At 62.2% G+C, this 12,731-nt stretch carries 7 protein-coding genes; 2 read left to right on the forward strand and 5 right to left on the reverse strand.

All coding sequences use genetic code 11. The features are described 5' to 3' along the window. The 4 genes from P5205_21770 to P5205_21785 form a co-directional block, all read right to left on the reverse strand. Positions 1-1,741: endonuclease/exonuclease/phosphatase family protein (locus tag P5205_21770; GenBank protein ID HSA12991.1), on the reverse strand; the 1,741-nt coding region annotated here is incomplete at its 3' end. 510 nt (positions 1,742-2,251) lie between these two features. Beyond that, a complete protein-coding gene (locus tag P5205_21775; protein ID HSA12992.1) occupies positions 2,252-5,458 on the reverse strand; it encodes a metallophosphoesterase in 3,207 nt (1,068 codons plus the stop codon). A gap of 81 nt (positions 5,459-5,539) precedes the next feature. Further along, positions 5,540-6,391, reverse strand: coding sequence for a prepilin-type N-terminal cleavage/methylation domain-containing protein (locus P5205_21780; GenBank protein ID HSA12993.1), 852 nt, complete (start codon positions 6,389-6,391; stop codon positions 5,540-5,542). 44 nt (positions 6,392-6,435) lie between these two features. Next, on the reverse strand, positions 6,436-8,544 hold the full coding sequence (locus P5205_21785) for a hypothetical protein (GenBank protein ID HSA12994.1): 2,109 nt from the start codon (positions 8,542-8,544) through the stop codon (positions 6,436-6,438). Between the two features lie 193 nt (positions 8,545-8,737). On the opposite strand from P5205_21785, the gene P5205_21790 reads away from it, so the two are divergent. Further along, positions 8,738-9,427, forward strand: a complete 690-nt coding sequence (locus tag P5205_21790) for a lamin tail domain-containing protein (GenBank protein HSA12995.1) — start codon at positions 8,738-8,740, stop codon at positions 9,425-9,427. Between the two features lie 732 nt (positions 9,428-10,159). After that, positions 10,160-12,094, forward strand: a complete 1,935-nt coding sequence (locus tag P5205_21795) for a glycoside hydrolase family 127 protein (protein HSA12996.1) — start codon at positions 10,160-10,162, stop codon at positions 12,092-12,094. Between the two features lie 136 nt (positions 12,095-12,230). Here the strand turns inward: P5205_21795 and P5205_21800 are convergent. Beyond that, on the reverse strand, positions 12,231-12,731 hold a 501-nt coding region (locus P5205_21800; protein HSA12997.1), incomplete at its 5' end, for an Ig-like domain-containing protein.

Raw genomic sequence — 12,731 nt, forward strand, 5'->3', positions numbered from 1 at the left:
CGAGATGCCACGTGTTGTTGGCAGCGAAATTGTTCATGAACTCGATGGAGCGAACTGAGATAAACGTGCTCATGGTGTTCGTGGGGCGAATCGGAGCCTGACGGGTGTTGTCCATCACAATATCATCGCCCACAGTCGGAACCCCGTCCGGGTACCAGTTTGCAGGCGTGGCCCAGGCATAACCATTGCCATTTAGGTTGCCATCAAACTTCTTCGTGTGGAGGTCGGCGGGAAAAGTGTAGTACGGATTGTTAAAGACCAACATGACGGGATAATGATCCGACGCGGTGGCGCTGTCGGTGGCCAGCAACGGCGGTGCGGAGGGGCTGACCTTATCCGATCGGAACACCTGTCCGCTGAGCAGGTTGGAGACCAGAATTGCGTTGGGCAGGACGTAATCGAAACGGATGCTCGGGTTGTCGTTCTGGGCGGACCAGGTGTCGTCATCGCCGGTCACCTGATTTCTGGGGTCGTTCATTTTCAAACCGGCTTGCGCGCTGGTCATGGTCTGGATTGCCTGCTGCTCGAATTCCCTCGGCTCGTAGATGTCTTCGTTCATGTCCCCAACCAGGACGCAAGGGCGCAGCGCGTTGGTGGCCTGATAGGTCGTGGCAAAGAAATTGGAGATGCAACGGGCCTCGGCCCCGCGCCGGATGGAACTTTCCTCGTCCGGATGCGCCTTGAGATGCGTGGTGAAGAAATGGAGCGGCTGCGCAAACCCCGGCGGTGTGATTTCCGCCTCGAATAGGTCGCGCGTAAAGTCGCCGTCATAACCAAAAGCCGAGAGGTCCCTATTCACCAGCCAGGACTTGGATCGCGTGATGGGATATCGGCTGGCCACCGCGCTGCGCTCGGCCCCGCCCGTGCTAGAGCCAATGGCGACATAGTACCCGGGCAGGTAGCTGCCGATAAAGTCGGCCATCAGGAGTCGAAAGTCCTCGGGCACCTCCTGGAACCCGATAATGTCAGGCTGGAGATAAGCCAGTACCCGGCCAATCGCCTGGACGTTGGACGAGTTCAAGGTCCAGCCCGAGGCGTTACTCCCCAGGATGTTGAAGGTCAGCATCGAAAGGCTGCCGACCGCCGAGCCATCCGAGTCGTCGGCATAGAAACGGACCATGTCGAAGCGAAGCGTGCCGCCGGTGCCGTAGCTGCTGCCGGAATCGCTGGGGACATAACCCGCGAGACCGGAGCCGGTGGCGGTGCTTTGGAACTCGGTGACAAAGCGAACAGCGAAATTCGGGTTATCCTCGACTCCCGGCACGCCGACGAAGCTGGCCGACTGGCCGTTGACCCAGGTTTCATTCGGCATGGTGATGACCTGGAAATCAATGAAGGCTGTGCCGTTGGTGGTGTATTGGAGTCGGGTGTACTTGCTGGCAGTGTTGCTGTTGCGCAGGTTCCAGCTCATCCGGATGTTGCGGCAGCCCATCGTGCCCACATTGAACCGGATGCCGTTCTGCCGGTTCTGAGTGCTTTGCGCCGGCCAAGTGGTGACGCGCCAATTGCTGTTGTCAGCATCGTGGCTGGGATCCGACGAGCCGTTTGGCTCGGTAAACGTCGCCGTCACCCCCCCGACCAGTGAAGCCGTTCCAGCGCCGATGATTGGGGCGGTGGCGCCTGTGGCGGGGTTACTGTCCGGCACACGGCTATTGAAGTTCCACAGCGCAATGGTGGCGGCCGGCGCAGTCAGGGGGAAGGCGATCAGTGCCACAGCGAGAAAGGGCAGGGCGTTCTTCATCAGGATAACGTAGTGGGAAGCGGGCGTCCGGCCTATTGAACGTTTGTTCTAAGAGGCTCCGAGTTAAGTGATCTGCTGGTTTCATCGGCCAAGCCTTACCTTGGCCGCACACCGGTTTTGGTTTGCGTATGGCTGGAGGATGGCTTGTCAGTGCGGTCAGGCTACGGTGTGGTTCCCATGGGGGCCGACCCCCATGGGAACCACACCGTAGCAGCACAGGTTAGACCCCGTAATCACAGGCCAAAGCCGCGGGGATCAGCGGGGACTCAAGAAGGCTGAAAGGCGGCATTACTGTCCCAAATTTGGACAGTATTGGGGTGGTGAAGGTCAGGAGGCCATCCGAGTCGTGCGGGTGCAACCACCCGTTGGAACTTATCGAAGATCCGTGATGAACCTGTAATTTAAGCATGTTCTTGCTGCAGCAGTGGCGGGAGGTTGAAGCGCGGAAACAACCTGGGGCGGGCCGGCCCGCCTTCGTGCGACACTGTTCCCTGCCGGAAATGAGTGTTGTTAGCGGGCCAGGCGGAAGAAGCGGGGGCTGGGCGCGTTGGTGGTCACTACAAGGTTATACCCGTTGGTGACGATGGGCGGCTGCGCGAGAAGCTCCCAATCACCGACGGCTAAATTGGTTCGGCTCTGAAGGTCAAACTGCCAACGGTTGGTGGGCCAGGAAAGGAGGAGTAGATCGCCCGCGCGGTGGAGGGCGAGGAGCGGCGGAATCACATCACCCGAGATCGTGACCATGTCTAGCCAAAGGGTGCCGGCGGTGCTGTAACTCCCGCTGGCCTGGGTTCCGAAATAGCGGTTGAGGCCCTGGCTGGTGGCGGTGCTTTCCCATTCGCTGACGAGGCGGATGCCGAAGTTCGGATTGTCGTTGGCGCCGGGGATATCGGCCAGGCTCAGGCCGGTGGGAAACCAGAGGGTTTCGGCCGGATTGGTGTAAACAAAGGAGGTGTTGCTGTAATTAAGGCCGTCCAGGGTGTATTGCACCCGCCAGTAGCGGCTGGCGGTGGCGCTGTTGTAGTGGTCCCACGACAGCGCGATGTTGCGGCAGCCGACGGTGCTGACGCGGAACTCGGCGCCGCTGGTCCTGTTTCCGGAGCCCGCCGAGGGGAATGGGGCCAGACGCCACGCCGAGTCGTCCCCGACGTTGGGATCATAGCTCTGCGCCGAGATGCTGCCGATTGTGGCGTTGGGGGTCCCCGCGGTAGCGATGACGCCGGATCCGGCGGCGGGATCAAGAGTGCCGGTGTCGGCGTTGCCATCCGGAGGGTCGCTGTTGAAATCCCACAGCGCGAGGATCTCCGGCCGCAGCACCTTGAGCATGAAAGACTCGCTGGGCGCGTAGTCGCCGTCGCTCACGACCACCGTGATCAGGCAGGCTCCGGCCTGATCCGGGGCAGGCGTCAACTGAAGGACCCGGTCGGCGCCCAACCCGCCCACCGAGATGCCCGAGGGCGGCAGGAGGGTGCCGTTGCTGGAGTAGGCGGTCACGGTGAGGTTGGTCGGGTTGGTTTCGGCATCATCAATCGCGAAGGGGATGGCAGCGGAGCTATTGGCCAGCATCGTGTGAGGGGCAAAGTCGTTGAGGATGGGGGCCAGGTTGGTCCAGGGCAGATTCGCCGGGGCGGTGGCAAAGCGCCAGGCCGGGCCGGTGGTGATCTGGCTGCCGTTGCTGACGGTAACATACCACTCGTAGGTGGCGCCCGGTGTCAGACCGGTCCAGAGGCAACTGGCCGTGCCGCCGGAAGGCACGGCGTTGGTAGCAATGGGGACAACTGCCACCGGCGCCGACTGCATGGGGTAGGAGAACTCGAACTGGCTGTCGGCATCGGTTTCGTATTGCCTGACCCAGGGTGAATAGCTGAAGACCCGCACGGAGTTGAAGGCCGGCGAGAAGCGCAGCAGCCGCAGGAACCCGTTGCCGCCGGCACCGCGGAACTGGTAATCCGAGACCAGGGTGCGGACGGTGTTGCCGGCGAACACGTCCTCGCGCGAACCTTCGCCATTCACATGGCCGCAGAGCATCAGGAACAGGTTGGTGTTGCCTTTGAGGGCGTCATAAATGGCGGCGCCCTGGGAGCCGAAATCGGAGGGGATGACCGGGCGGCCAATGTAATGGCTGACAACGATGGCGCGGCGGTCGGAATACGTTTCCAGGAGCGCATTGGCCCAGGTCAGCGGCCCGGCACTGGCGGACGGGTCGTACTCCAGATAGACCGCGATGAAATCCATCCCTCCGGCGGTGAAGAGGTCGAAGTGATTGTCGTTGTTGCCGCCGTAGTAGCCGCCGTAGTAGGACTTGCCGGCAAAGTGGCCTGTCCCGAAGAACTGGTTGTAGTAGGCGGTGCTGGCGCCGTCGGGGTCGCCATTTGGCTCCTGGTCGTGGTTGCCCACGGTCGTGCCGTAGGGAATGCCATCCGGGAGGCCCGTGGTGAGCGGGTTTTCGAGCCGATAGAGGGCGTTGGTGGCGTTTTGCCACTGGGAAAGGCTGTCGCCGGCGTCAACGATGTCGCCCAGGTGCGCCACGTAGGCGATGTCCCAGGCGAGGCGGTTGCTGACGATCCAATCGGCCTGGGCGCTGAACATGGCGGGCAGGCCGCGCCTGGCGGGAGCGCAGTAGTACTGCGAATCCGGCAGGACCGCGATGGTGAAGTCCGGGCCGGCGGGGACAACGCCGCCGTAGAAGGTGACCGTCAGGTCGCGGTTCTCAGGATCGCTCACATTGACCTGCAAGACGGGTGAGGTGGACACGTTTAACTCATTGCTGGCCGGCGAGTGCAGCGCCGGCTGGCCTGGCGGCGGCACATAAACGGGGTTGGGGCCGCCGAAGACCATGTCCGGAAGCTTCAGGCCCTGATAGAACGGATCACTGGCGGAGGCCAAGGTGAAATCCAGGGGGGTGCCGGAACCGCCGTTCAGTATAGCTCCAAACCAATCCGCGGCGGTGGAGCCGGTGGACTCGCCCTTGCGCCCCACGTACATGGCGCCCGAAGTGGTGGGCGGCGTCCCGGGCACGTCAAGCACGTTGGCGTATTGGCTGGTTCCGGAAGCCGCGCCTCCCACGCGCAGGGTGATGGCGCCGTACGACCGGTCGTCGGGCGACTGAGTTGCCGCGCCGTCAAGGATGCCCACCGAATCCACGAGGGACCAACCGGGAGGCAGCGGGTCGAGCCAGCCGTCGTCGTTCGCGTCCAGGTCCAGCGTCAGCGCGGGGGGGCTGCCGGTCCCGATATTGACCAGCAGGATGGTCGTGACGCGGTTCTCCCAATCAACCTGTGCGCCATCGCCGCTGTATCCGACGGTGCTGGCTCCGGCCAGGCCCCACCCCTGCCCGGCAGTGTTCTGAATCACGGTCGCCCCGGGCACCGTGGCGGTGTAAGCGCTGAAGTTCTGGCGGGCGAACAGGTAGCCGTTCGCGCCGATCGAGAAGGCCCCCAGATCAAAGAACTGGTTGATGTCGCCCATTCCCTCGGCGACCTGCCCTTCGAGGCTCAAGAGGTAATAGCCCGCCAGCGACAGGCCGGGCGCGCCGCGCAGCTCGAAGTGCTCGTTGCCAAAGCTCGCTCCGCTGTCGGAACCATTCGGGTTGGTCAGCACCTCGTTGATCCAGACCGGCTGCGCCCCGGCGATGCCGGTAGAGAGGGGTGCAACCGCGAGGAGGATGAGCGCGACAAACACAAACCCGCGGCTGGACAATTGGATACTGGGTCTCATTCCCGGCGCAAAACTAAAGCCGCAGAGCAGGCGATCCCCACCCTGCGGCAAAACAGCATATGCTCGGCGTGTTTTTGCGGGTCAGCGCTTGGCTTTGGCGCTGCGATCGGTGTCTTGCGAAAAGTCCCAGACGTCCAGCCATTTGACCCGCTTGACGAACTCGGCATGGCCGTCGCAGAAATTCATGATGCCGCCTTCTTTGCCGTGGTTGTCCTCCGGATCGGGGAAGTTGCTGTTCATGGGGGTGGCAAACACCACAGGAGAAGCCGTGCCGCGGTCGGCATCCGCCATGAGAAACACCGAAGACGGAGACTGCTTGGCCCCCTGCCATTGGGGTGCATTCTTGTTGATGTGGCTGGTCACAAGCTGCTCGGTCTTCTTGAGGCCGGTGACGCCGGAGCCGGTGAGGCAACCCATCACCTCGTAGCCCAATCCGCGCGAATCCGGCGGATCGTAGGGAGCCAGCTTCACCAGGTCTACCAACACCCGCTCGGTCTGGTTGGGCGGGGGCTTGAACTGCCACGAGTCCACCGCGTCCACTACCACCCGGTGGCGGGTGCTGGGACAGTTGAACACCTTGGTGGCCGGGACAAACGTGGGGTAGAGGAAGCTCAGGTCGTCGTCCGTCGTCGAGCGGTCCGCGCCGGGAGCAATCTTCGGTTTCTCGAGCGGGTGCCAGCTTGGCGCGGTGTAATGTCCGCGGTACTCGTTGGCGTACATGACACAGCCCAGCCCCAGTTGCTTCAGATTGTTCAGACAACTGACCCGATGGGCTTTGGACTTGGCTCGCGCCAGGGCCGGCAGGAGCAACGCGGCCAGGATCGCGATGATGGCGATGACCACCAGCAGTTCAATCAAGGTAAACGCCCCTGCTCGTGCGCAAGGGGCCGTCCTGGCAGGGACCCCTCGTTGTGGCCTGACTCGTCGCTTCATAAACGGTTCCGCTAATTCGACATCTCGGGCATCTCCCGGTGTCCCTAGGGTTTGGCCAGTACGTAGTAGAAGGCGCCTCCGGCGGGCGCCGCTGTGTCCGTGTAGTCAGTCGTTGTCACCGTTGCGATCGGCGCGTAGCCAGCCTTGTTCGCCACGTTCGTGCTCCGATACACGACATATTTGAGGTTGAAGCTGGCGGGGCCGGCCAGGGACCACTCCAGCTTCGGTCCCGAGCCCGTCTGGGTGACGTTGGTAATCGAGAAATTGGAGAGCGCGAACGGCGCAGGCGCCTCCGAGTGGAAAATGATCAGCCGCCCGCCGCCGCCGGCGATGCTGGTGTCGGACACGACCATGAAGCCGCCGTTGGTGGAGAACACCATGCCCGGATCATGGAAGTTCATCTGGCGAAACGCCTGCGACGGGTCCTTTAGCGGAAAACTCAGTTCCTTAATGTCGTCGGTGGGGGTCAAACTCGTGTCCACCGACCAGACCTCGTCCAAACCGTCGTCAGCGACCCACACCCTGCCCGTGTTGGGATCCACTGCCAGGGCTTGGCCCGTCGTCATGGTAAAGCCGCGTCCGAAGATTGCCCGAGGGGCGTCAATTCCGTTAACGATGGTGATGTAACCGTCCGTAGTCAACGTGACCAGCCCGCCAGACTGTGGCAGTGATCCAATCGCGTCCAGATTGGCATAGCCGAGGGAGGAATCCGACGGGCTCACCAGGAAGGTGTTATTGGTCTGGTCCAACTCAGTCGTCGCCGGGTCCAGCAGGTTCAGCGCGTTGTTGGCATCACCGTCGCTGCCGCGATCGGCGATCACGAGCCAGCCGGGCTGTCCCGGGGAACCGGCCCAGTTGGCCGGAGCGAAAGCCAGGTCAATCGGATCATCATCTGCTGTGGTGCCGCCAAATTCGGCGATAACCCTCTCGGGCGTGTTGGCGGACCAGGGCGCCTTGAGGCGCATGAGCTCCCCGTCGTAGGGATGCACCCACCAAAGGGTGCCGTCGTCCTGCACAACCATGCCGGAGGGGCGATCCAGGCCGGTGACGATCGGCGTGGAATCCACCCACCAGTTGCCGCTGGCCACTTTGTAGGCCCGGTAAATCCCGCCCCCCGCAATCTCCACGTTGAAGAGGATGGTGGTGTTATCGCGCGGGTCCACGGCGACATCTCCGACGGGGCCGCCAATGGTCAGGATCGTGTTGGTGGTGAACCGGGTGCCGTTGATGGTCGGGGTGTAGGGCAGTTCGCCCAGCGGGGCGGGGCCGGGGTTCTCGCCGCCATGCACAAAGTCAACCAGTGGCATGCCAGTGTAGGAAGCATCGCTTGAGGTGAGAGAGTAAAAGGCCAGTGGGGACGCGGCCGCCCCTTCGATGACGGTGCCGACCCAGTCAGTGGAGTTGGTGCCGGTGGATGTCCCCTTGCGGGCGATATGGAAGGTGCCGCCGGAGGTGGGATACGCGGGGGGGGGCACATCAATAACGTTGCCGTAAGCGGACCCGCCGTAATAGGTGCCGTCCATCCCAGTCCCATAATAGGGCGCGCGAAAATTTATCGCCCCGTAGAGCAGATCGGTAGAGGTCGCTGTTGTGCCATCCGAGGTTCCAACCGAATCAGCCACGGTCCAGCCGGCGGGCAGTTCCAGAATGCCATTATTGTCCGTGTCGAGGTCGAGTGTCAGCGTGGGTGGGCTGCCACTGCCAATATGGACCAGCAAGTAGGTGACCGGGCCATTCTCCAAAGCAGTAGTATCGCCATCTCCCCTGTGCCCCACGGTGCTGCCCGCCGCTGTCCCCCAGGCTGTGCCGCCTGTATTCTGGATTACCGTGGTCTGCGGATCGTTTACCACAAACGGGCTGGAGGCCTGCTTCGCAAACAGGTATCCGTTCGCTCCAAGCGAAAAGGCTCCCAGATCGAAGAACTGGTTGATGTCGCCCCAGTCGGCCGGTGCAGTTCCACCATTGCCATCCACACCAATGAGGTAATAGCCCGTCAGCGCCATGTTCGGCGGGCCGCGCAATTCGAAGTGTTCGTTGCCCGTGTCGCTACCGGGGCCGTTGGGGAGCACTTCGTTGATATAGACCGGGCCGGCGGCGTTGGCCGCGCCGGCGAGAACCGCCAGAATGGCGAGGGAGGTGAGGGTTCTTTTCATATCCTTATGGTTGGCTCGTGACTGGTTGCGTTGTGATCCGGCACTGTCGGTTTGTCGGCTGCTACTGGTACCACACCTTGGATTGTGCTCCAAAGTGCCAGCTCCGGTCCATAGAACGTTTGTTCTATAGACTCCGGGTGACGTGCGCGCGTATTCTCGCCCCCATAGAGACTAAGATTAAGACTTTGCACCTATGAAAACCCGACTAAATCGTTTCATCAAGAGTGTGACGGCTGGGGCTGTCGTTGCGGCATTTGCGGTCAGCGCGCAGGGCAAACTCCTGGTCACGGAGTTCATGGCCAATCCGAGCGGAACGGATGCTGACCGGGAGTGGATCGAGATCTTCAACCTAAGTGAGTCCGCCCTCAGTCTGGACGGTTACAAGGTCGGAGACGAGGAGACCAAGCCGGGTGATGAGGGCATGTACAGTTTTCCCGCCGGGACCACGATCGCTCCGTTTCAAACTTATGTCATCGCCGTTAAGGCCACCGGATTCTACGCCCTTTATGGCAAGAATCCAGATTTCGAGACCTCGTTGGACACGGACTCGGCCGTACCGAACATGACTCAATACACCGCCTGGGGCACAGGTCTTATAGCCCTCAATAATACCGGCGACCACGCCTTGATCGTGGATCCGTTTGACAACATCGTGGATGGCGCCAATCACGGCGATGTGACCAAGTTCTTTACGGGCGCCCCCACGCTTGCCGATAACCAATCCTACGAACGTATTAGCCCCGTGGATACGGACACAGCGGCCGACTGGGTAGTGCGGACCACCGGTAACGCCACGCCCGGGTTTACTTCCATTCCGGAGCCCAGCGCCCTGGCGCTTGGGTTGCTCGCGGCATCACTGCTCGTGATTCGCCGCCGCGTCTGAGCGAGCGCGGTTTTCGGGGACAGCGACCCGCGCATTCCTCTCAAGGACGCCCGTTCCGAGCCCATAGCCCAGCAGGGGAACCACCCCAGTTGGGCGGCAGTGGGGGGGCGCAAGCAGGGGGCATCCACCAAGCCCCGTCGTGGCCGACCCTGACCCGGGCATGGTGAACCGTGCCCAAAGCGTGTTTCTGCGAAAACGGCCCTTCCCACCTCCCCGGCGGCTTTGCCGGTTGCCCCATGCAAGCCCGCTCCGGAGGGCCTAAGTGATGTATCCCCAGCACGTTTTGACGATGACGGCGTTGGCGGGTGGTTGGCTGGGCTGCGGCTTGGTGGTGGCTTGCCGGTGGCTAGGAGCTGGCTTGGCGGTGGCTTGGCGGTCCCATGTGGGTCGACCCACATGGGACCGCCAAGCCACCGCCACCGCACCGCCACGCCAGCGGCGAGCCAGTGGTGCCGTGGCGGGTGGGGGTGGGGCCGCCTCGCCGAGGCGGCCGAACGGTGGCGCTTTCGGCGAAAGCGCCCAGACTGAGGGATTACCTTGGGCGCATCTCACTTTGTTGCAATGGGAGGGTTGGAGCGCCGACATTCTTGTCGGCCCTCTGGTCAACCCTTGGCCGGGCCGACAGGAATGTCGGCGCTCCTGCAATAAAGTGGGATGCGCCCGATTACCTTGCTCATAACCCGGGGCCGTTGACCGCAGCCGGGGTCGCGGGTACCCTGAACGCTTTGACGTATGAAGTCCGCTCTTTTCCTGTGCTTCCTTGCTCTGGGCTGTTCCGGCGCCTCAAATCCGCCCGCGTATTTGGCCGCGGATGCGTTTTGCGCGCCGGGGCCCGGATCGGTGGAAATTGGGGGTTGGATTGGCGACAAACTGGAAGCGTGCCAGCGCCGACGCATCTGGACCCCGGACTCGGGCAAGGTGGTAACACAATTGCTCGACCACAAGGACAGCGGCGGATGGGGGAACTGGCGCGGGGAGTACTGGGGCAAGTGGCAAACTGCGGCTAAACTGGCCTGCGACTGGCAGCCCTTCCCCGAGCGGCTGGCGCAGGTGAAGGGGGCCGCCGCCGAAGTCCTGAAGGGTCAGGCGCCGGACGGTTACCTGGGACCACATAACCCTGAGCACCGTCTGGAGGCCTGGGATATCTGGTGCCGGAAGTATGTCCTGCTCGGCCTTTTGGCCACTTATGACCTCACCGGTGACAGACTGTTCCTCGAAGCCGCCGGTCGGAACCTGGATAACCTGCTGGCGGAGCTAAGCAAGAAACAGCTCAAGCTGGTAGACACCGGGCACCCCAATTTGCTGGGCACAGCGAACAGCTCGATTCTCGAGCCGGTGGCGCTGCTCTACCAACGCACGGGTGACCAGCGATACCTTGCTTTCGCCGAGTCCATTCTGAAGGAGTGGGAACAGCCGTCCAAGTTGTCGCCAACGGGATTGCGATTGATTGAGACTGCGCTGGCAGGAAAACCGCCGTTCCAGAATCACGCCTATGCCATCATGTCCTGTTTCGAGGGGGTGTGCGAGCTGTACCGTGCCACCGGAGAGCAACGCTATTTGCAGGCGGCGGTACGATTCGGTCAGAGCGTTCGCGAGCATGAGCGCATAATTGACGGCTCGGTGAGCAATCAGGAGTTGTTCTGCAACGGAGCCCGAAACCAGACGGAACTTCTCGAACAACCCCAGGAAACCTGCGCCACGGCAACCTGGATGAAGCTCTGCACCCACCTGTTGCGCCTTACAGGGGACCCCGTGTGGGCGGATGAACTGGAGGTCTCTTTGTATAACGCCATGATCGGGGCTATGACGCCGAGTGGAGAGTGGTTCACCTATCACCAGCCGCTGGCGGGCGAGCGCGTGCCCAGCCACGTTCAGCAGCAGGACGTCGAACTGAGTTGCTGTGTGATGAGTGGTCCGCGAGGATTGATGACGGTTCCACAGTGGGCGGCGATGACTTCGAAAGAAGGCCCTGTAATTAACCTCTTCGCCCCTGGCACCGCTGAGTTTGTTATCAGGGATGATGTTAGGGTTTCAATCCTCCAGGAGACCGAATACCCCCTGAACAGCCAAGTGAAGTTCAGGGTCTCGCCCAACCGCAAGACACGGTTCACTTTCTGCATCCGCATTCCGGCCTGGAGCGCCAAAACCACTCTAAGCGTGAACGCCCAACCCGTGCCCTGTGTGCCGGGAGCCTATGCAAAACTCGACCGCGAATGGAGTCCCGGAGACCAGGTGCTCCTCGCGGTGGACTTGCGTGGCCGGGCGGTGCCGGCGCCCAGCGGCGCTCCGCATCTGGCAATCATGCGAGGCCCCGTGCTGTTGGCCATGGACAACCGCCTGGTGCCCGCGCTGGAAGCGCCTGTGAGGTTGAAAGTGACAAATGGACGCGTGGAGCTGACGCCGCGGACGGCCAGACCGGATTGGGCCTGGATGACCTTTGACACCTCCTTCGAAGTGCGGCCGTTCCATTTCCATGGTCATTACACCACGAACCTGACCTTGTGCGATTTCGCCTCCGCCGGAAACGCTTGGAGCGAAACCAACCTCTTCCGGACATGGCTGCCTCAGCCGCTGTGGCTGAGCCATGCCTTTCCTTCCAACACCTGGAAGATGCTCGAGCCGGGCAACGCGCGGCCCGAACGGCCCAAGAGCCCGCAGCTCAAGTAGTCGCCTCGATTTACGCAACCGGGATAAGTTGTGTAACTGCCGATACAGGTGGGCCGACGCTACCCCCACCTTGCGGTGGAGCGGGGCCGAGACTCAGCCACCGGTTGCCCATTGCGTCTGTCCCTGGCTGGCTGCGTTACTCGGTGCGCACGCGGTAGTAGGCCGGGCTCCAAGGCGGGGTTTCGGTGTGCTGGACCCGTCCGTCGTCCTCGGCAGGTTTGGTCACGACATCTTCCCAGGCGTTCAAATCCGGGGAGCGCTGGATGACGTACCGGTACTCGGGGATGCCCCAGAAGGTGAGGGCCATGCTGCCGGCCGTGGTGTTGGCGATCGTAACGGTGCCGGTGGCGTAGGGGAGCACGTTGATCGTGACGGTCCGGGTGCGGGTTCCGCCGCGATTGTCGGTGACGGTATAATTGAAGGCGTCATTGTTGTTGTTGGCCGGCGTGTAGAAGAGGTAAGTGGCGCTGCTTGAAATTCCGGCTCCCTGAGAACCTCCCGTGAAGCCCTGCAAAGTGACAGCGTCGTTGTCAACCGCATCGGTGGCCGGAAACAAATCGCGCAGGCGTATCTTGACCGAAATGCCCTTGGTGCGATAGACGGTCTTGTCACTGGCGCTGGGCACGTGGTGCACTCT

Source organism: Candidatus Paceibacterota bacterium (assembly GCA_035452965.1).
In the GTDB taxonomy this organism is placed as follows: Bacteria; Verrucomicrobiota; Verrucomicrobiia; order Limisphaerales; family UBA8199; genus UBA8199.